General features: G+C 70.9%; 17 protein-coding genes and 1 pseudogene. 8 read left to right on the forward strand and 10 right to left on the reverse strand.

Translation table 11 applies throughout. The features are described 5' to 3' along the window. Window positions 1–161 precede the first annotated feature (161 nt). Window positions 162–1,718 carry an MFS transporter gene (locus tag OHA77_RS38050; protein WP_406314016.1) on the forward strand — a complete coding sequence of 519 codons (1,557 nt, stop codon included), beginning with the start codon at window positions 162–164 and terminating at the stop codon, window positions 1,716–1,718. Here the strand turns inward: OHA77_RS38050 and OHA77_RS38055 are convergent. Continuing rightward, window positions 1,696–4,359: a LuxR C-terminal-related transcriptional regulator gene (locus OHA77_RS38055; RefSeq protein WP_406314018.1), complete on the reverse strand. Its 2,664-nt coding sequence runs from the start codon at window positions 4,357–4,359 to the stop codon at window positions 1,696–1,698. The two genes, OHA77_RS38050 and OHA77_RS38055, sit on opposite strands and share 23 nt — an antisense overlap. Window positions 4,360–4,433: 74 nt before the next feature. On the opposite strand from OHA77_RS38055, the gene OHA77_RS38060 reads away from it, so the two are divergent. Both OHA77_RS38060 and OHA77_RS38065 read left to right on the forward strand, forming a co-directional pair. Then, entirely contained in the window at window positions 4,434–5,498 is a 1,065-nt protein-coding gene (locus OHA77_RS38060) for an alkene reductase (RefSeq protein WP_406314020.1), read from the forward strand. Continuing rightward, a complete protein-coding gene (locus tag OHA77_RS38065; protein ID WP_406314022.1) occupies window positions 5,495–6,688 on the forward strand; it encodes an MFS transporter in 1,194 nt (397 codons plus the stop codon). The genes OHA77_RS38060 and OHA77_RS38065 overlap by 4 nt, the downstream gene beginning before the upstream one ends. A gap of 20 nt (window positions 6,689–6,708) precedes the next feature. Here the strand turns inward: OHA77_RS38065 and OHA77_RS38070 are convergent, their stop codons facing one another. From OHA77_RS38070 to OHA77_RS38095, 6 genes are read right to left on the reverse strand one after another with little or no spacing between them, the layout of a single operon-like run. After that, complete coding sequence (locus OHA77_RS38070) at window positions 6,709–7,683, reverse strand: M24 family metallopeptidase (RefSeq protein WP_406314024.1); 975 nt, start codon at window positions 7,681–7,683, stop codon at window positions 6,709–6,711. Next, window positions 7,680–8,594, reverse strand: coding sequence for an ABC transporter ATP-binding protein (locus OHA77_RS38075; RefSeq protein WP_326823358.1), 915 nt, complete (start codon window positions 8,592–8,594; stop codon window positions 7,680–7,682). The genes OHA77_RS38070 and OHA77_RS38075 overlap by 4 nt, the downstream gene beginning before the upstream one ends. Beyond that, the gene (locus tag OHA77_RS38080) at window positions 8,591–9,361 is read right to left on the reverse strand and encodes an ABC transporter ATP-binding protein (protein WP_326823357.1); all 771 of its coding nucleotides are present in this window, start codon (window positions 9,359–9,361) and stop codon (window positions 8,591–8,593) included. Before OHA77_RS38080 ends, OHA77_RS38075 begins: the two co-directional genes overlap by 4 nt. Next, entirely contained in the window at window positions 9,358–10,197 is an 840-nt protein-coding gene (locus OHA77_RS38085; RefSeq protein ID WP_406314026.1) for an ABC transporter permease, read from the reverse strand. The genes OHA77_RS38080 and OHA77_RS38085 overlap by 4 nt, the downstream gene beginning before the upstream one ends. After that, window positions 10,194–11,333: an ABC transporter permease gene (locus OHA77_RS38090; RefSeq protein WP_326823355.1), complete on the reverse strand. Its 1,140-nt coding sequence runs from the start codon at window positions 11,331–11,333 to the stop codon at window positions 10,194–10,196. The genes OHA77_RS38085 and OHA77_RS38090 overlap by 4 nt, the downstream gene beginning before the upstream one ends. Before the next feature lie 9 nt (window positions 11,334–11,342). Further along, on the reverse strand, window positions 11,343–12,950 hold the full coding sequence (locus tag OHA77_RS38095) for an ABC transporter substrate-binding protein (protein ID WP_406314028.1): 1,608 nt from the start codon (window positions 12,948–12,950) through the stop codon (window positions 11,343–11,345). 119 nt (window positions 12,951–13,069) lie between these two features. On the opposite strand from OHA77_RS38095, the gene OHA77_RS38100 reads away from it, so the two are divergent. Next, window positions 13,070–13,804, forward strand: coding sequence for an Lrp/AsnC family transcriptional regulator (locus OHA77_RS38100; RefSeq protein ID WP_406314029.1), 735 nt, complete (start codon window positions 13,070–13,072; stop codon window positions 13,802–13,804). 115 nt (window positions 13,805–13,919) lie between these two features. On the opposite strand, the gene OHA77_RS38105 is transcribed toward OHA77_RS38100, so the two are convergent. Further along, window positions 13,920–14,267 (reverse strand): hypothetical protein, encoded by a 348-nt coding sequence (locus OHA77_RS38105; RefSeq protein ID WP_406314030.1) that lies wholly within the window; start codon window positions 14,265–14,267, stop codon window positions 13,920–13,922. Between the two features lie 293 nt (window positions 14,268–14,560). Between OHA77_RS38105 and OHA77_RS38110 the strand changes: the two genes are divergently transcribed. Both OHA77_RS38110 and OHA77_RS38115 read left to right on the forward strand, forming a co-directional pair. Beyond that, window positions 14,561–14,809 carry a hypothetical protein gene (locus OHA77_RS38110; protein WP_406314032.1) on the forward strand — a complete coding sequence of 83 codons (249 nt, stop codon included), beginning with the start codon at window positions 14,561–14,563 and terminating at the stop codon, window positions 14,807–14,809. Further along, window positions 14,806–15,207: a hypothetical protein gene (locus OHA77_RS38115; protein WP_406314033.1), complete on the forward strand. Its 402-nt coding sequence runs from the start codon at window positions 14,806–14,808 to the stop codon at window positions 15,205–15,207. Before OHA77_RS38110 ends, OHA77_RS38115 begins: the two co-directional genes overlap by 4 nt. Window positions 15,208–15,621: 414 nt before the next feature. On the opposite strand, the gene OHA77_RS38120 is transcribed toward OHA77_RS38115, so the two are convergent. Next, on the reverse strand, window positions 15,622–16,389 hold the full coding sequence (locus OHA77_RS38120; protein ID WP_406314035.1) for a MerR family transcriptional regulator: 768 nt from the start codon (window positions 16,387–16,389) through the stop codon (window positions 15,622–15,624). A gap of 602 nt (window positions 16,390–16,991) precedes the next feature. Here OHA77_RS38120 and OHA77_RS38125 point away from each other — a divergent pair. Both OHA77_RS38125 and OHA77_RS38130 read left to right on the forward strand, forming a co-directional pair. Further along, window positions 16,992–17,612 carry an LLM class flavin-dependent oxidoreductase gene (locus OHA77_RS38125; RefSeq protein ID WP_406319944.1) on the forward strand — a complete coding sequence of 207 codons (621 nt, stop codon included), beginning with the start codon at window positions 16,992–16,994 and terminating at the stop codon, window positions 17,610–17,612. Then, a pseudogene (locus OHA77_RS38130) lies at window positions 17,597–18,112 on the forward strand (IS5 family transposase); the annotation flags it as partial. The gene OHA77_RS38125 and the pseudogene OHA77_RS38130, both read left to right, overlap by 16 nt. Window positions 18,113–18,291: 179 nt before the next feature. Here OHA77_RS38130 and OHA77_RS38135 read toward each other — a convergent pair. Further along, window positions 18,292–19,002 carry a class I SAM-dependent methyltransferase gene (locus OHA77_RS38135; RefSeq protein ID WP_406314037.1) on the reverse strand — a complete coding sequence of 237 codons (711 nt, stop codon included), beginning with the start codon at window positions 19,000–19,002 and terminating at the stop codon, window positions 18,292–18,294. Window positions 19,003–19,066: the final 64 nt, after the last annotated feature.

Here is a 19,066-nt window from a genome sequence, read left to right on the forward strand (position 1 = left end):
GCAGCCACGGTAACCGAACGCCGCCGGCGCCCGTCCCGCAGGCCGACATCGGGACGGGAGGGGGCCGGGAGCGGACCGAGAGAAGACCGGGAGTCCCGGCGTGCACGGTGGTCGTGCTGAGCGGATCACGAGCGGATCCGCGGACCACGGAAGGATTTCCCATGTCGTCGCAGACCGTTGGGGCCGTCGGCCGCAAGGCCGGGTCCCGGGAGTGGACCGGCCTCGCCGTACTGGCGCTGCCCACCCTGTTGATGTCCCTTGACCAGAGCGTGCTGTTCCTGGCGTTGCCGCCGCTGGCCGAGGCGTTGCAGCCCACCGGCACGCAGACGTTGTGGATCATGGACGTCTACGGGTTCCTGATGGCCGGTTTCCTGGTCACCATGGGCACGCTCGGGGACCGGATCGGCCGCCGGAGGCTGCTGATGATCGGCGCCGTCGCCGTCGGCGTCACCTCCCTGCTGGCCGCCTACTCGACCAGCGCCGAGATGCTGATCGTGAGCCGCGCGCTGCTCGGTGTCGCCGCGGCGACGCTCATGCCGTCGACCCTGGCGCTGATCGGCAACATGTTCCAGGACCCGCAGCAGCGCGGCAGGGCCATCGCGCTGTGGGCCAGTTGCTTCATGGCCGGCACCGCGCTCGGCCCGGTGATCGGTGGGATGCTGCTCGAGTTCTTCTGGTGGGGCTCGGTGTTCCTCCTGGGCGTGCCGGTCATGCTGGTCCTGCTGGTCGCGGCGCCGATCCTGCTGCCGGAGTACCGTGACCCCGAAGGCGGCAAGCTGGACCTGCTGAGCGTGGCGCTCTCGCTGGCCGCGATCCTCCCGGTCGTCTACGGACTCAAGGAGATCACCAGGTACGGCTGGCAGCCGCTGCCGATCCTGACGGTCGTGGCCGGCCTGGCCGTCGGCGCCGTGTTCGTGGCGCGGCAGCGCACGCTCACCCATCCGGTGCTGGACGTCCGCCTCTTCCGCAACGCCGCCTTCACCGCCTCGCTGCTGATCACGACTCTCCTCATGGTCGCCGTGGCCGGAAGCTACCTGTTCATCACCGGCTTCCTCCAGATGGTCGAGGGTCTGTCCCCGGTGCAGGCAGGACTGTGGATGGTGCCGTCGGCGATCGCGTCCATCGTCTCCGCGCAGCTGGCTCCGGCCCTGGCGAAGCGGTTTTCGATGGGGATCGTCATCGGAGCGGGACTGGCCGTCGCCGCGGTGGGTTACGCGCTGGTCGCCTTCGTCGATCCGGTCGGCGGGCTACCGCTGCTGGTGACCGGTTTCGTGGTCAGCTTCTTCGGCACCGGCCCCATCGGGGCGCTGGGCACCCACCTGGTCGTGAGCTCCGCCCCGCCGCAGCAGGCAGGGTCGGCCGCCTCGCTGCAGGAGACCAGCAGTCACCTCGGTGTGGCGGTGGGCATCGCCGGGCTGGGCAGTCTCGGCGCCGTCGTCTACCGCGATGTGATCACCGTGCCGTCCGGCGTCCCGGCGGACGCCGCTGAGATCGCCCGCAACAGCCTCGAAGGCGCGCTGGCGGTGGCCGGAAAGCTTCCCGCCGGGATCGGCGACCAGGTGCTGGCCGCCGCCAGGGACGCCTACACCGGCGGGCTGAACACGGTCGCCGTCGTGTGCGCGGTGTTCGCGGTCGCCACCGCGCTCATCGCGGTCACCACGCTCCGGCGGGTGGGGTCCGGCCAGGCGGACGCGGTCAGGGGAGGTTCAGGCGGCTGAGTTCGCGGCGGGAGGTGACGCCCAGCTTGGGATAGGCCTTGTACAGGTGGTATTCGACCGTACGGGGGCTCAGGAAGAGCTGGGCGGCGATCTCGCGGCTGCTGCGGCCGGCGGCGGCCAGCCGCACCACGTGGAGCTCTCGCGGGGTGAGCGGGGCGGCGGGGGCGGTGGGGGAGGGGTGCGCGGTTCGGGGGGTCTCGCCGCTCGCGTGGAGTTCGGACCGGGCGCGGGTGATCCAGGGAGCGGCGTCCAGGCGGGTGAAGGTTTCCAGGGCCGCGTGCAAGGGAGCGCCGGCGTCGCCGGGGCGGCGGGCACGGCGGAGCCATTCGCCGTAGAGCAGCTGGGTGCGCGCGTGTTCGAAGGGGCGGCCGCTCTGCTCGTGCAGGGTGAGAGCCGCTTGGAACGAGGTCTCGTCGTCGCTCGTCAGGGCCTGGCAGCGGAGCGCGACGGCCTGGACCCAGGGTTGTGCGGAGGCCTGCGCCCAGGCGCGAAGGCGGCGAAGCGGCTGCTCGGCGCGGTGCGGTTGCGCCAGCCGTACCGCCGCCTCGATCTGGTCGGGGGCGGAGGACAGGAGCACCGCGGCGTTGCGGCCCGGGCCGGACCAGGCGGCTTCCAGGCGGTCCAGGGCCGACTCGTGGTCGCCCATGGACAGCTCCAGCAGGCTCAGGATGGCGTCGCCGGTCGCCTGATAGGCGCCGGGGGCTTCGCCGACCAGGCGGCGGCAGCGGGACTCGTCGCCTTCGATGGCGGCGATCCGGGCGGGGACGCCGTTGAGCCAGGCGATGCGCTGCTGCAGGCCGCTGTCGCAGGCGATCCCGGCGGCCTCCGCCACCGCGGCCTCGGCCTCGCGGTGCAGGCCGGCCCATACCTGGGTCTGGGCCAGGATCTGGAGCACCTGGGGCAGGGCGCCGATGAGGCCCTGTTCACGGCAGCGGGCCACTTCGGCGGCGGCCAGCGCCATGGTGGTGGCGTCGTTACCGATGATCATCCCGGTGAACAGGGCGCGCTCGGTGTCGGGGGTCCGGGCCAGGAAGTCCGTCAGCAGCGGGAGGCCGCGGGCGTAGTCGGCCCGCATGAGGTGCGCCAGGCCTTCGGCCATCTGGTCGGGTTCGCCGAGGGCGGCCAGTTTCCGGGCGGCGGCCGACACGGCGGCCTCGTCACCGGCGAACCAGGCGTAAGTCGCGCCGGTGCGGAGCATGGCGCCGCCCTGGCGCGGGGCCGCTCGATCGGCGCGGTCCAGGAGCAGGCGGACGGCCTTCTCCTCCTCGCCCAGCTCGAACATCGCGGCCGCGCGCACCGAGGTGAGCTCCGCCACGGCGTCGTGGTGCTCCCCTTCGGGGGGCGGGCCTGACCGGGCGGAGCCTCCCGCGGAGGGCCCGGCGATATCTTCGGCCCTTTCGGCCAGTTCGGCGGCCTGGTCGGGCCGGCCGCCCGACAGGGCCGCCGCCGCCGCGCGGGCGAGCCAGCCGACCTGGTCCTGTCCGGTGACGGCGAGCCGGGCGGCCTGCTCGTACAGGCGGGCGGCGGCGGTGTAGGCGGTGCGGGCGCCGGCCCGCTCGGCCGCCGCCGCGAGCTCGGATGCGACGCCCGCGTCGGGTTCCATCGTCGCGGCGGGCAGGTGGTGCGCGCGGCAGTCGGGGTCTTCGGCCACTTCGACGAGGGCCCGGTGCACGGCGACGCGCCGGGACGACACGGTTCCCTGGTAGGCGGCGGTGGCGATCAGCGGATGCCGGAAGACGACGGCCGATTCGGTCACCTGGATCAGCCCGGCCCGTTCCGCCTCCTCAAGGTCGGCGAGGCCGGTGCCCATCAGGTGCGCCGCCCGCAGCACCAGCGCCAGGTCGCCTCTTCCCTCCGCGGCGGCCATCAGCATCATCAGCCGGGTCCGCTCGGGCAACCGCCCGATCTGGACCCGGAACGACGCCAGCACCCGGTCGGCGACCTGCGGAAACAGCGGCTCAGCCGATTGGCCGCGCTGTCCCGCGGCGAACTCGATCAGCGCCAGGGGATTGCCCGCGGACTCAGCGATGATCTTCTCCCGCCGGACCGGCGCCACCTGGTGCTCGGCCAGCAGGCGTGCCGAGTCCCGGCCGTCCAGCCGGGAAGGCCGCAGCTCGCCCAGCCCGGGCGCGGCGAAGCCGTCCTCCCGGGTGGCGAACACCATCGCCACCCCCTCGGCCGCGAGCCGCCGGGCGGCGAACAGCAGGGGCTCCGCGCTGGCCTGGTCGAGCCACTGAGCATCGTCGACCAGGCAGAGCACCGGGACGTCCTCCGCCAGGTCGGCCAGGAGCGTGAGTACGGCGAGCCCGGTGAGGAAGCGGTCCCGGCCCCCGGCCGACTCGGCTCCGAGTACGGTTTTCAGCGCGGCGGCCTGCGGCCCCGGCAGCGCGTCAAGACGATCCTGCAGCGGCCACAGCAGCTGTGTCAGACCGCCGAACGCCAGGTCGGCCTCCTGCTCGACGCCGGTGACCCGCACCACCCGCAGCCCGTGCCCGGCCGCAGTCCCGGCCGCCCAGTCCAGTAGCGCGGTCTTGCCGATGCCCGCCTCGCCGCGCACCACGAGGACGCCGCTGCGCCCCTCCAGCGCCGCGGTGACCAGGACCTCGATCTCGGCCTGCTCAGTGGACCGCCCGTACAGCACGCACCCTCCACGTATCCAGAACCAGTAGATATTACTGATTCGTCGTGCGGCTCCCCACTCCTAGCTTCATTACCATGAACGAGCTATTCGAGCAGGTCATCATAGGCAAGCTGACCCTCCCCAACCGCCTGGTGATGGCGCCGATGACACGCAGCCGTGCGAGTGGCGGGCTGGTGACCGACCTGACGGCCGAGTATTACACGCAACGGGCCGCCGCCGGCCTGATCATCACGGAGGGCATCCAGCCTTCGGTGATCGGCCAGGGCTACATCGACTCCCCGGGCCTGCACTCGCCGGAGCAGGTCGAAGCGTGGCGCCGGGTCACCGATGCCGTCCACGGCGGAGGCGGCCGGATCTTCGCGCAGTTGATGCACGCCGGCCGGATCGGCCACCCGTGTCTCTACCCGGACGGGGCACTGCCCATGGCCCCGTCGGCGATCGCATCCGGCGGGCGGATCTTCACCAGGGAAGGCATGCTCGACCACCCCACCCCGCGGGCGATGACGCTCGCGGACATCGCCGCGACGGTCGAGGACTTCGTCGCGGCCGCGCGGAACGCGATGGCGGCCGGGTTCGACGGGGTGGAGCTGCACGCCGCCAACGGCTACCTGCTCCATCAGTTCCTGTGTGGCAGCACCAACGTCCGCTCCGACTCCTACGGCGGTCCGGTGCAGAACCGGATCCGCTTCGCGGCCGAGGTCGTCAGGGCGGTCACCGATGCGATCGGGCCGGAGCGGGTCGGCGTCCGCATCTCTCCGGCCAACCCCGCCAACGGCATCCGGGAACATGACCCGGCCACGGTGTATCCGGCCCTGATGCGCGCGCTGGCGCCGTTCGAGCCGGGCTACGTGCACATCATGGAGTTCGACCGGGAGATCACCGAACTGGTCCGGGCCGCATGGCCGGGCACGCTGATCCTCAACCCGCACGCCACCACCGGGGAGAGGATCGGCTCGGCGGTCGCGGTGCTCCGCAAGGGCCTGTGCGACGCGGTCAGCCTCGGCTCGCTGTGGCTGGCCAACCCCGACCTGCCCGAGCGCGTCAAGGCCGGGGGGCCCTACAACGAGCCCGACCCCGCCTCCTTCTACGGCGGCGACCACCGCGGTTACACCGACTATCCGACGCTGGAAGCCCGATGAGCGCTCCGCCCGCGGCTCCGGCGCGGCAGACCGGGGTCTCCGCGGTCTCCCTGGCGGTGCTGGCCGGGCCGATGTCGTTCGGGATCGCGGGACCGGCGCTCATCCTGGGCGAGGCGGCCGGCGGCCTGGGGGTCTCGACGGGGTCGGCGACCTGGCTGGTGACGGTGTTCGGGTGGGGCATCGCGGTGGGGACGCCGCTGATGTCAGGGCTGGTCGGCCACGGCGGTATGCGCGGCACGGCGACGGCTTGCGCCCTGCTCGCCCTGACCGGCGCGGGCCTCGCTCTCGTCGCCCCCGGTCTGCCCGTCCTCCTCCTCGCCGCCGCCGCGCAGGCGCTGGGCGCCGCGGGGCTGACGGCGATCGCCATGCAACTGGCCGACTCCCCTCGCCGGATGGGCGTGGCCACGGCCTCGCTCGCCGTGGTCGGCTCCGTCTCCCCGCTGGCCGGATCGCTGGTCAGCGACCTGCTGTCCTGGCGAGTCGTGCTCGCCCTGCCGGTCGTGGCCGTGCTGGCGGTGCCCGCCGTGTTGCGGCAGGCGGTCCGGTCCGAGCCGTCGCCCGGCAGGTTCGACGTGATCGGGGTGGTGGTGCTGACCGGGCTGGTCACCGCGTTGGTGTCCGTGCCCCACCAGCCGGTGGCCGCCGGACTGTGCGCGGTCGCCGCGGCGGTGGCGCTCGGGCTGCGTCTGCGGATCCGGCCGACGGGTTTCGTGCCGGCCGCCCTGGTCCGCGCGCCCCGCTTCCTGGGGGCCGCAGGACTGGCCTTCGCCCTGGCTGTGGGTAATTTCGGGCTGATCTACGCGCTTCCGGTCCGGCTGTCGGAGCTGACGACCTGGTCGTCCGCGCAGATCGGTGTGGCCATGGTGTGGCCGTTGCTGTTCGGCGGCGCGCTGTCGTGGTTCGTGGTGGCGGCGTCCACCCGGATCCGGCCCCGCCTGATGATCACGGTACTGGCCGTCACCGGCGTCGCGGCGGCCTTGGCCGCCGCGTTCACCTCATGGGTTCCCGGCCTGCTGATCGCCCAGGCCGCCGCCTCGATCGCGGCGGCCTCGGGCCAGGGCGTGCTGGCGGTCCGCGCCACCGCGGCGGCCCCCGAAGCGCACAGACCGGCCGCGATCGGCCTGTTCACCCTGTGCTACCTGCTGGGGACCGCGTTCGGGCCCGCCATCGTGGCGCTGCCGGCCGGTTGACGACAGACCGGCCCGCCCGCTCAGTGGTCGATGACGTGCAGGGCCTGGGAGCTCCCGCTGAGCCGTTCGGCTCCGGCCGGGGTGCAGACCACGACGTCGGCGACCCGCGCGCCGAACAGTTCGGGCAGGTAGATCGCCGGCTCGACGCACACCGTCATGCCGGGGGCGAGCACGGTCGGGTCGCCGGGGTCGAGCCATGGACCCTCGTCGTGGCCGAGCCCGACGCCGCGTCCCGGCCGTTCGGCGGCGTAGTGGCCGTAACCGCTGCCCTCGATCACCTCCAGCGCCGCCCGCCCGGCCGCCGCCGCCGGCACGCCGGGCCGCAGCAGGTCGAGGGCGGCGCGCTGCGCGGCCAGGACCACCGAGTACATCGCCTCGAAGTCCTCGGGCGGTTCGGCCACCGCGAAGACGCGGGCGACCTCCGCGCAGTAGCCGCCCCACCTCCCGCACACCGCGACCAGGAGCGCGTCGCCCGGATTGATCACCCGGTCGCCCGGCGTGTGCCGGGCGGCGGCGCTGTGCTCGCCGGCCGCCACGAGCACCGACAGCACCTCCTCGCACCCCGTCTCGGCCATCATGGCCCGCAGCCGCCGGGCCATCGCGCGCTCGGTGGCGCCGAACCAGGCCAGCTCACGGGCCAGGAGCAGGACCGCGTCCGCCGCCGAGGCCGCGCGTTCCGACGCCGCGACCTCCGCGGGCCCCCTGGTCAGCCGGAGCGGGGCGAGTACGGCCGAGGCCAGCACGAGCTCGGCCTCCACCCGCAGCGAGAACAGCTCCACGGCCCGCATCTCGGGGTCCACCCCGACGCGGCGGGCGGCCGCGGGGATGAGCGCCGCCGCCTCCAGTGGACCGCTCGCCGCAGTGGGCGGCCGGTCGGCGGTCACCACGAGATATCCGTCGCCCCGGCCGCCCAGGTAGCGGAAGTCGGGGGAGGGGCGCAGCACCAGGGCGTCGATCCCCTCCTCGGCCATCCGCAGACGCACCTCGTCGATCATGCAGGCTCGTGCAGCCAGCAGGCGACGGGGCCGAACGCGGGCTCGCGCTCCCGGCAGACGTCCATCGCCACCGGGCAGCGCGGATGGAACCGGCAGCCGGCCGGCGGGTCGGCCGGATCGGGCACGTCTCCGGGCAGTTCCGCCGGCAGCACCCCGGCGCCGTCGGGGGCGGGGATCGCGCCCAGCAGGGCTCGGGTGTAGGGGTGGCGGGGGTCGGACCACACCTCGGCGGTACGGCCCACCTCCACGATCTTCCCGAGATACATCACCGCGATCCGGTCGGCGATCAGCCGTACCACCGACAGGTCGTGGCTGATGAACAGCAACCCGGCGCCCGAGGAGACCGCGAGGTCCCGCATCAACCTGGCCACCTGCGCCTGGGCGGACGCGTCGAGCGCGGAGATGGGCTCGTCGCCGATCAGCAGGGTCGGCCGGGCGGCGAGCGCCCTGGCGATCGCGATCCGCTGCCGCTGGCCGCCGGAGAACTCGTGCGGGTGACGGCCGGCGAAGTCGCGAGGGAGCCCGACCCGCTCCAGCAGGTCGGCGGGCGCGGTCGTGGTGTCGCCCACCGCCCGCAGCCCGTCGGCGATCTGCGCGCCCACCCGGCGCCGGGGGTTCAGCGAGGCGTAGGGGTCCTGGAAGACCATCTGGATCCCGGCCAGTGACCGGTTCCTGCGGCGCAGGCCGAGCGGGGTCACCGGATGCCCGTCGAAGGTGATCGACCCGGCCGTGGCCGGGTTGAGCCCGCACACCGCGCGGGCCAGTGTCGACTTGCCGCACCCCGACTCGCCGACGAGGCCGACGACCTCGCCCGCCGCGACGGTCAGGCTGGCTCCGGCCACGGCGCGCACCAGGGGCCGGCCGGGAGTGCGGTGTTCGACGACGAGGTCGTCCACGCTCAGCAGTGTCATGCGGTCTCCCCGGGCAACGACTCCAGCAGGGTGCGGGTGTAGGGGTGGCGCGGCTCGCGCAGCACCTGGCCGCGCGGTCCCGTCTCCACGACCAGGCCTTCCCGCATCACGCTCACCTCGTCGGCGACCGCCGACATCACGCCGAGATCGTGGGTGACCAGCAGCACGGCCAGCCCCAGGTCGTCGCAGAGGCCGCGCAGCAGCCGCAGCACCCCGGCCTGGACGGTCACATCCAGCGCGGTCGTGGGCTCGTCGGCGATCAGCACCTTCGGCGAGCAGGCCAGCGCGATCGCGATCGCGATGCGCTGGCGCATGCCCCCGGAGAACTGGTGCGGGTAGCGGCCGATCGCCGATTCGGGAGCGGGGATGCGCACCTGGCCCAGCAGTTCGACGGCCCTGGCACGCGCCTGCCTCCGGTCCAGGCCGAGATGGTGGCGCATGTGCTCGGTGAGCTGGCGGCCGACCGAGAGCATCGGATGCAGGCTGGTCGCCGGGTCCTGGAAGACCATGGCGACCTCGCCGCCGCGCACCGCGTTGAGCTCCCTGGGCGGAATGGTGAGCAGGTCGCGTTCGCCCAGGCCGATCCGGCCGCTGACGCGGGCGCCGTGCGGGAGCAGTCCGAGCACGGCCAGGCCGGTCATCGTCTTGCCCGAGCCGCTCTCGCCGGCCAGGCCGTGCACGCGGCCGGCCTGGAGGTCGAGGTCGACGCCCCGCAGGATCTCCTTGCCGCCGATGGAGACCTTCAGGTCGGAGATGGTGAGGGTCAAAGCGCACGCTCCTTGATGGCGCGGGCCGTACGGGGGTCGAGGGCGTCGCGCAGCGTGTCGCCGAGGAAGTTGAAGGCGAGGACGACGGTCAGGATGGCCAGGCCGGGGAAGGTCGCCACCCACCAGCTGTCGAAGACCTCCACTCCGGAGGCGACCATCGCGCCCCACTCGGGAGACGGCGGCTTCGCGCCGAGCCCGAGGAAGGACAGGCCCGACAGCAGCAGCAGCGCGGTGCCGATGTCGAGGGTCGCGAGCACCAGGATCGGCCCGGTGACGTTCGGCAGCACGTCCACCCGGAGCGAGCGCCACGCGGAGAAGCCGAGCAGCCGCCCGCTCACCACGAACTCGCGCTCACGCACGCCCAGCACCAGACCGCGGGTGACGCGGGCGTAGGCGGGCCAGGCGACGACGAGTACGGCGAGCACGGCGTTGGTGAGGCTCGCGCCGAGCGCCGCGGCGACGACCATGGCCAGGATCACGGTGGGGAAGGCGAAGACGAGGTCGGCGAACCGCATGATCGTCTCATCAACCCATTTACCGAAATATCCGGCGCAGGCCCCGAGTAGGCCGCCGATCAGCACCGAGAGCACGACCAGCAGCAGCGTCAGCGGGATCGACAGCCGGGCACCGTACATCACCCTGCTCAGGATGTCGCGGCCGAGCTGGTCGGTGCCGAACCAGTGCCCCGGTCCGGGCGCGGCCAGCCGGGGCAGGTCCTGGGCGAGCGGGTCGTGCGGCGCCAGCAGCGGGGCGGCCAGCGCGATCACGATCCAGGCGAGCGCGATCACCCCGCCGACGATCGCCAGCGGCTGCCGCCAGGCGTGGGGGAGTTTCACTGGAGTCTCACTCTGGGGTCGATGACGCCGTACAGCACGTCGACGATCAGGTTGATGACGAGGTAGACGCCGCCCACCACCAGGCCGACGCCCATCACGGCGGGCAGGTCGAGGGTGGTCGCGCTCTTGTAGGCGTACTGCCCGACGCCCGGCCAGGCGAAGATCGCCTCGACGAGCACCGTGCCGGACAGCAGGCTGCCGAAGGCCAGGCCCGCGACCGTGATGATCGGTACCAGTGCCGAGCGCAGCACGTAGCGGAACAGGATCACCCGGGAGGGCAGGCCCTTGGCCCGGGCGGCGCGCACGTAGTCCTGGCCCAGCACCTCCAGCACCGCCGACCGGGTGAACCGGGTGAGCAGGCCGATCGTGTAGAGGGCCAGCACCAGTGCGGGGGTGATCAGGTGGCCGACCGCCGAGGAGAACACGTCCCACTGCCCCGCCAGCGCGGAGTCGACCGTGTACAGCCCGGTGACCTGCGGGGGCGGGTTCAGGCTCGGGTCGATGCGGCCGCTGCCCGGAGTGACCTGCAGCCGGTAGAAGAAGACGTAGAACGCCATCAGCGCCAGCCAGAACGTCGGCACCGAGATGCCGATCAGGCTGAGGACCCGGAGCACGTGGTCCGACAGCCGGTCGCGGCGGAGCGCCGCCACCACGCCGAACGCCACACCCGTCACGAGGGAGATCAGGATCGCGGCCCCGGCCAGTTCGAGCGTGGCGGGCACGGACTCCGCCAGGTCGTCGAGGACCGGACGGTGGCTCTGCTGGCTCGTGCCGAGGTCACCCTGCAGGACGCCCTGAAGGTGCAGGAGGTACTGCTGGGGGAGCGGTCTGTCCAGGCCGTGCTCGGACCGCCACTGCGCGACGATCGCCGGGTCGCCGAGCGCCCGCTGGCCGAGGTTGGCCGAGACGGGGTCGCCGGGGACCAGGTTGGTCAGGACGAAGGTCACCAGGGTGATGCCCACGGCCAGCAGGAGCGCGGTGAGCACCCTGCGGGCCAGGAAGCGGACCAGCGGGCGCCGGCCGCCGGATCGGGCCGGCCGGCGCCGGTCCGATCCGGCGGAGCCGCCCGGGACCGGCGGGTTCTCACCCGGCACCGGTGACCTGTCGCCCGGCGCCTGCGGGTTCTTACTCGGCACGGGTGGTCCTTACTTGGTGCCGAGGTCGGCGACGTCGACGGTCCACACCGGGTGGTACTCCAGGCCGGTGACGGACGCGGCCGTCACGATGTTCTGGCTGGGCTGGATGAGCGGGATGAACGCCCCCGAGGCGTTCAGCCCCGTCTGCAGATCGACGTAGGCCTTCTTACGCGCCTCGTCGCCGACCGTGGCGGCCGTCTTGGCGCCGGCCGCCTCCAGCTCCTTGTCGGCCCCGGCCTTCCAGCCGGCTCGCAGACCCACGAGCTTGCCCGGCAGGAACGCCAGGTAGTCGCTGGGGTCCGGGTAGTCGGGGCCCCAGTACCACAGGCCCAGCTCCTCCTTGCCGTTGCGGTAGTTGTCCAGGGCCGTGGTGATCGGCGCGGGAGCGAGCTCCACCGTGATGCCGACCTCCTTGAGGTTGGCCTGGACCCGCTCGGCGAGTGGCTGGAAGGACAGGCCGTTGACGGTCAGCTCGCTGGGGTACTCCAGCTTGACCGTCGGGTCGGTCACCCCGCTCTCCTTGAGCGCCGCCTTCGCGCCCTCGACGTCACGCTTGGCCGCCTGCTCCGGCGGGAGCGCGCCCAGGAGCATCGAGGGGATGATTCCGGGGGCCTGCACCGAGCCCTCGCCGGCCAGCTCCAGCAGTCCCGCGTAGTCGACGCCCTTGCGTACGGCCTCGGCGAACTTCGGGTTGGAGGTGACCTTGCTGACCGAGGAGTCCTGGTTGGCGAGCAGGAAGATCACGTTGGCCGACGGCGTCTTCTGGACCTGCAGATCGCCCGTGATCCCGGTGACCTGGTCGCCGGAGAGGTTCAGCGCGACCTGGCTGTCGCCACGCGAGATGTTGAGCTTCTGCGTCGCGGCCTCGACGTTGCGGATCACGACCTTCTGGTAGACCGGCTTGGTCGCGCCCCAGTACTTGGCGTTGGCCTTGAGCACGACCTGGCTGCTGACGTTGAACGACTCAATCGTGTACGGACCCGAGCCCGCCGAGGCGGAGTTGAGGTACTGCTCGGCCTTGTCGCCGGTGTCGGCGGTGGCGCCGTGCTCCTTGGCCACCTTGGAGTTGAGGATGCCCAGCGCGGGGTTGGGCAGGATGTACGGCAGCGCCGGGTTGGGGTTCTTCGAGGTGAGCGTGATCGTGTCCGCGTCGGTCTTGGCCACCTTCACACCGTCGAGCAGGAACGACGGCGTGCCCTTCATGTCACGCACGCGGTCCAGCGAGAAGACGACGTCGTCGGCCGTGAGCGGCGAGCCGTCGGCGAACGTGGCGTCCTTGCGGAGCTTGAGCGTCAGCTCCTTGCCGTCGTCGGACAGCTCGAACGACTCGGCGAGAGCCGGCACCGGCTTGGTGACGTCGGAACCCTCGAACGTCAGCAGGGTCTCGTAGGCCGCCTTGCCGATGAACAGGCCGGTCGGCTCATAGGTGCGCCCGGGGTCGGCCGTCTTGAGGTCGAAGGAGGTGTCGATCACGAGCGTCTTGGCGGCGGTGGTGCCACCGCTCTGGGACGACGTGGACGAACCGCCGCTGGAACAGGCGGCAAGGGCGAGGGCGCCGGTGAGCAGCACCGGCAGCAGAGCTGCCTTCGCTCCGGGGCGCCGTGAACGGATCGCCATTCTGTGTCCTCCGAAAAAGGTCCTTGTGGACGTTTGGTCGCCGATGTTCGAGGATTGTCCGGCAGAAAGTCCAGCTCATGGGGTTAAGCTGAGACAAATCTGACTTAAGGGGTAGGGCGATGTCCGAAACGTCAAGGAACTCGGCTCCCGAGGGTGGTCAACCTGGACGGATCGGCATCGGCCTGGAACTTGACGCGACACACCTGAAGATCCTTGAGGTGCTGCGCGAGAACGGCAGGATCTCCGTGGCGGCTCTGGCCGAACGGGTCGGCATCTCCCGGGCGAACGCCTATACCCGGTTCGAGGCGCTGCGCGCCGACGGCGCGATCAAGCGGTTCACGGCGGAGATCGACCACGTCCGCGCGGGTCTCGGCATCACCGCGTTGATCTTCGTAACCGTCCGGCAGCAGATGTGGCGCCAGTTCCGCGCCCAGCTCGCGGCGATGCCCGAGGTGGAGTACTGCGCGATCACGACGGGCCAGCACGACGCGATGATCCAGGTCCGGGTGACCGACGTCGCCGCCGTGCACGCGATGGTGACCGACCGGCTGGCCAACATCCCCGCGGTCAAGGCCACCGAGACGGTCTTCATCCTGGACGAGGTGCTCAGGCGGCCCTACGTCCTGCCGAGCGACCGGGGCCCGGGCAGGTCCGCCCGCCGCCCGGCTCATGACCCCGCCGAGTCCGCCGGTGGCCCCGGAGGGGCCAGGAACGCCGGGGGATCGGGCGGCGCCGGTGGCTCCGGCGGTTCCGGAGCCGGCGGCCCCACGGGTCCCGGGGGAGAGGTGCCGCTGGGCATGATGCGTTTCGTGGGTGCGGCCGAGGGCCGCGCCCAGCTCCAGCGGGACGCCTGAACCGTCCGGCGCGGCGGCCTGCCCGCCGGTGACCGTCCGCCGGGAAGCGCACCCCTCGGCGCGCGGGCACGGGCCGTACGCTTCCCGGCAGCGGATCGCCACGGAGAAGTCCCGATCAGGCCACCTCGGCGCACACGCTCACGTGCAGCGTGTCGTCCCCGGCGAACTGGAACTCCTCGACCAGGTTCAGCCGTCCGTCGGGGAGGGTCTCGATGCGGCTGCCGCCCTGCCCGCCGGCGCGCTCTCCGGTCTTGAGCAGGTGGACGTAGGTGATCTCCAGCCGGTCGCCGTCCCTGGTGCCGACGAATCGTCCGTGAACCACCGTGTCGCCGGTGTAGTCGCCCCAGATGATCCCGTCGGACTCCCGGTAGGCGAACGTGGTCGGCCCGTCCGGATCCACCGCGCTGGCCGTCGAGCTGACCATGACGAACCTGCGGTCGTTGAGAAGGTTGTTGTCGTTCACGTCTCGCATCGTGCCGCTCCAGCGGGCATCCGCAACCGAGGCTGGACGTTCTGCGCACTACGACATTCGGGAACGATGATCTGTCCAGTCAGGTGCCGGTCCGGCGGCGCGGACGAGATCCGCACGCCCTTCGGCGGCTGTCGTCCGTATGCTCAGGAGCGGGTGGTGGAGGCGCTGTGGCCGCTACCACCCGCTTTGCGGCATGCATGGGCGAGATAGCCGCAGACAGGATCTATTCGGATGCTTAGGCAAGCCAGTTGCCTTGATGCTGGCAACCGCATTGACCATGCTGAATGAAACGGAACGCGCTGCTTGGCCGGACGGCGCGCCTGGCCAAGCAATACGGCTTCGAGTTTTCGAAGACGCCCGATGTGCATGGCGGTGGCCACGACAAGTGGTATGTCCGGGGAGACGCGGTCATCGTGCCGCGTCACGCTGAAGTCAACGAGTTGACGGCCAGGGGCATTCTCAAGGAGTGGGGCGCCCTGCTCGCCGAAGCGCAACAGGACATGAGCCAGGATGACGAGGAGGAGGGCGAGTGAACGAGTTCCGGGTCACGGCCCAGCGGTCCGGCGGCTGGTGGGCGTTGGAGATCGAGGGGCCGGGGTTGCGTCGTCCGGCGCATACGCAGGCGCGGCGGCTTGATCAGGCCGAGGAGACGGTGCGTGATCTGCTGGCCGTCCGCTTCGACACCGACGTCGACGATCGGTCTGCGACGACCTGGCAGATCACGGTGGTTCCCGTCCTAAGCGAGGAACTCGCCGCGGAGGTCGCGCGGACCAGGGAGATCCGCCGGGAGGCGGACCGTTTGCGTGACGACGCGGTCAGTCATTCACGCGAGGCCGCCCGCCGGCTTCATGAGCAGGGGCTTCCCCATCGGGACATCGGTGCATTGCTCGGGGTCTCCCATCAGGCGGTCAGTAAGCTCCTCGCTGGTTAGTGCCGGATCGGGCGACGTTTGCCTGTTGCGGTGTGACACGCCGTCCAGGTGCTGTGCCGGACGGCGCGTGGCCGTCACCCTGGCTGGGTGGCGGAACAAGCACATGTACGCGAGATCGATGATGACGAGGCTAGGGCCTGTTCTGGGTTCGGATCACGGGTTGTGGATTCACCTGGGCGGTGCCGCCCCAGCCCAGCAGGTTCGATGAGTGAGGCGGCCACGCCCTGTCACTGCTCTCCTGGCCGACCAGGTGCAGGCCATCTTGACCGAGTACCACGAGTTATCTGTCGATGCCTGCGCCGGCAGGCGCTCTACGGCCGGTCGCGCCTATGGCGACGGTCAGGATGAGCTTCGCCAGCGAACGGCGGACTGAGACGATACGGAGGAGCTGCCAAGGGAATCGCGATTGCGCGTTTAGCTCAGCCGGGCGTGCGCGTAGGCGGTCATGGCGTCGCGCATGTACTCGGCCAGGCCTTCGGCGACCTGCTCGTAGTTCGCCCGGAACTGCTCCTCCTGCGCCTGCATCCGGGCCAGGTGTAGATACTGCGCCGCGGTCGGCGTCCAGGACTCACTCAGGTGCCGATAGTGGACGTCGAGGTCGGCGAAGACCTGCGGGGCGTCGACGGGGGTGCCGTCGAGCATGTGCTCGGCCATCCGTATCATCCCTGCCGTCGCCTCCCGCTGCATCTGCTCCAGCTCCTGTGGAGTGCGGCTGGACAGGAGCTCCTGCTGCCCGCTCTGCTGCCACTCCTCCGGCCACCGATCGCGGGCGTCGGCCTCATACCGTGCACCGTCGAATCCCTCGAACAGGTTTTCCGGTCTGCTGATCTTGGACATGGTCGTCTTCCCTTCGTTCTGCTGAAGTTCGGCGATGGTGCGCTCCACCATGCGGGCAACCTCGTCCAGCCGGTCACGCTCCGCCAGCAGGCGCTGGTGGTGCTCACGCAGCGCTGCGATGGGGTCGGTGTGCCGCTCGACGATCTCCTTGATCTCGGTCAGGCCGAGGCCCAGCTCACGCAGCACCAGGACCTGCTGCAAGCGCAGCAACTGGTCCTCCTCGTAGTAGCGGTAGCCGTTCCCGCCGACCCGTGCAGGCGGTAGCAGCCCGATCTCGTCGTAGTGGCGCAGCGTCCGAGATGTCACTCCCGACATCTGGGCCACCTGTGCGATCGACCATGCCATGACCGGCTCACCCGTCCTTGTCCATCGCCTAGCCGGTGCTTTCCGGCTCATTCACGACCATAGAAGTTGACGTAACAAGAAGGTCAATAGCGATCAGGAAGCGGGGACTTTCACAAGGCGGTTACGCGCGGGCGATGAGGTCCTCAAGGCGAGACGAGGGGCCAAGCAGAGATACGACTACGGCCTTTAGGAGTTCAGATCACGAGGCCCTCCGCTCGGGTCGGCGTCATAGGACGCAAAGTAGCTCTGTGTAATCGCGTGTCAGTGTCGGCAGACGAGACTTCGCCTGTCGACACTTCGTCGGGAAACTACGAGGTCGCAGGTGGTGAGCGTCGAGAACTCGTGCCGAGAATCAACATCGGTAAACGGGTCGGTGAGCGGATTCCGACAGGCCTCGCGCGCTGTCCTGACCTGGGGATACACCCCTACTTTGCGGCCTATGACACCGACCCGAGCGGAGGGCCGTCCAGGCAGGTGCGATAGGCGTCACGGGCAGGCTGTACCTTCCCCACTGGGTGACCGCGCATAATCCGTTGCCTGAACAGGTGGGGACGCTGCTCACTCCGGTAGCTCGTTATCGGCCGCAGCAACTCGCGCGGCAGGTGGCCACCCTGGACAACCTCAGCGGAGGCAGGGTCGTCTTCGCCGCGGGGCTGGGTGGGCCGGTCGAGGACGAGTACGGCAGCTTCGGCGACTCCACCGATCGACGTGTGCTCGCCGAGCGGCTGGACGAAGGGCTGGAGTTGTTGGGGCGGTTTTGGACGGGCGAGGCCGTCGACCATCACGGTCGGCACTACCAGGCGCGGAACGTGAGCCTGCAGCCCGCCACTGTGCAGCGGCCCCGGCCGCCGGTGTGGATCGGGGGATTCTGGCCGAACCGTCCGCCCATGCGACGGGCCGCGCGGTGGGACGGCGCGGTTCCCCTGTTCAAGAACGCCCTGCACGGATACCCGCCGGACCGCGAGGACGTGCGGGAGTTGATCACCTATGTGTGTGGTCATCGACAAGGCGACACCCAGCGCCCCTTCGACCTCGTAGTCGGTGGCGCCACTCCGGCGGACGCGGCCAAGGCCAAGGATGTGATCGGCCCGCTGCGCGACGCGGGTGCCACCTGGTGGGACGAAAGGCAACTCGATCCCGGCCCCGATGTGGACTGCCTGGCTCCGGTGCTGCGGCGCATCGAGGCGGGGCCACCGGTACTCGATAGCGACGGGTGCGACTGAAAGCAGCCGAGCTGGGCCGCTCCCGGGGTGGGCTGACCAGCAAAGTACACCTGTCGGCCGACCGGCGCTGCCGTCCACTGTCGTTTCTGCTCACTCCCGGCCAAGCCGCCGACAGTCCTCGTTTCATCGCCATTGTGGCCGGCATCAAAATCCGCCTCCGGCTCGGCCGGCCCCGCACCCGGTCCGGCGCGGTGGCCGCGGACAAGGCCTACTCCTCCCGCGCCAACCGCCGCTACCTGCGTCGGCGCGGTATCCGAGCGGTCATCCCGGAGAAGAAGGACCAGGCGGCCAACCGCAAGAAGCGAGGCTCACGTGGAGGCCGCCCCATCCGTCACGATGCGGCGCTGTACAAGGAACGCAATACTGCCGAGCGCTGCATCAACCGGATGAAGGAGTGGCGGGGGCTGGCCTTCCGCTTCGATAAGACGCCGGAAAGCTACATCGCTGGGCTCTACATGCGAGGCGCCATCCTATGGATCCGAAGTCTTGACCCCGCCTAAAGATCCGAACTCAGAACAGGCCCTAGACGGCTGCCACGGATCATCCGCAGGGGGCACCGGGTCGATGGTGACCTGGCGGCGGCCCAATGATCCGCCGCTACGTGATCTGGCGGAACCGCGATGCCGAAGACCGCCGCTTCCGAGCGGTCGTCGCCAAGGCAAACGTGACCTGATACAGGTCAGTCGGCCTGAAGAACGAAGAACAGGAAGCACAGGAAGGCCCCCGAGGGCTTGTCCGCGAAGACGTCGGGGAACAATTCGCGGGCGCCCGGTGCGGGGAACGGTTCGCTGATGACGGCGATTCGGAAGCCGGCTGCGGTGAAGGCCTCGGTCATCGCGTGCAGCGGCCGGTCCCAGAAGCTCATCTGGGCGGTCTGCCCGCCCAAGGTCCATTCTTCGATCCGGTTACGGGTCCCGAAGTACGTGGGCTTTTCCCCAGCCATGTGCTGCATGAGGGTGCTCATGAATGGATGATCGACCGAGATGAGGAGTCGGCCTCCAGTCCTCAGTACGCGTCGCAGCTCGGCCAGGGTCGGTCCCCAGTCTTCCAGGTAGTGCAGCACCAGAGACGCGACGACGTCGTCGAACGCGTCGTCGGGGAAGGGCAGTGGGTCGGCCAGGTCGGCGACCCGCAGGTCCGCGTCGGCGCCTAGCCGCTGCTGGGCCAGCTCCAGCATCCCGGCGCTCGCGTCGATGCCGGTCACGATGGCGCCTCGATCGCGCAGCGCGTGGAACAGGGGGCCCGAGCCGCAGCCGGCGTCGAGGATGTGCCGGCCGGTCACGTCCCCGGCGAGCTCCAGCATCGCGGGCCGCTCGTAGTACGCGTTCAGGAGGCTGGTCTCGTTCTCGGCCGCATACCCCTCGGCGATCCTGTCGTAGTCGTTGGGCACAGCCTGCTCTGCGGACCCAGCGGAACCCTCGGAAACAGGACGGATCCACGACGGCTGCGTGGGG

Origin of the sequence: Streptosporangium sp. NBC_01639 (genome assembly GCF_045209755.1) — a bacterium.
Taxonomy (GTDB): Bacteria; Actinomycetota; Actinomycetes; order Streptosporangiales; family Streptosporangiaceae; genus Streptosporangium.

Excerpts from the sequence above, each read along its gene's own strand:
- OHA77_RS38095 (WP_406314028.1), bottom strand. The coding sequence starts at position 12,950 with ATGGCGATCCGTTCACGGCGCCCCGGAGCGAAGGCAGCTCTGCTGCCG.
- OHA77_RS38110 (WP_406314032.1), top strand. The coding sequence starts at position 14,561 with ATGAAACGGAACGCGCTGCTTGGCCGGACGGCGCGCCTGGCCAAGCAA.
- OHA77_RS38050 (WP_406314016.1), top strand. The coding sequence starts at position 162 with ATGTCGTCGCAGACCGTTGGGGCCGTCGGCCGCAAGGCCGGGTCCCGG.
- OHA77_RS38060 (WP_406314020.1), top strand. The coding sequence starts at position 4,434 with ATGAACGAGCTATTCGAGCAGGTCATCATAGGCAAGCTGACCCTCCCC.
- OHA77_RS38065 (WP_406314022.1), top strand. The coding sequence starts at position 5,495 with ATGAGCGCTCCGCCCGCGGCTCCGGCGCGGCAGACCGGGGTCTCCGCG.
- OHA77_RS38070 (WP_406314024.1), bottom strand. The coding sequence starts at position 7,683 with ATGATCGACGAGGTGCGTCTGCGGATGGCCGAGGAGGGGATCGACGCC.
- OHA77_RS38075 (WP_326823358.1), bottom strand. The coding sequence starts at position 8,594 with ATGACACTGCTGAGCGTGGACGACCTCGTCGTCGAACACCGCACTCCC.
- OHA77_RS38120 (WP_406314035.1), bottom strand. The coding sequence starts at position 16,389 with ATGGCATGGTCGATCGCACAGGTGGCCCAGATGTCGGGAGTGACATCT.
- OHA77_RS38100 (WP_406314029.1), top strand. The coding sequence starts at position 13,070 with ATGTCCGAAACGTCAAGGAACTCGGCTCCCGAGGGTGGTCAACCTGGA.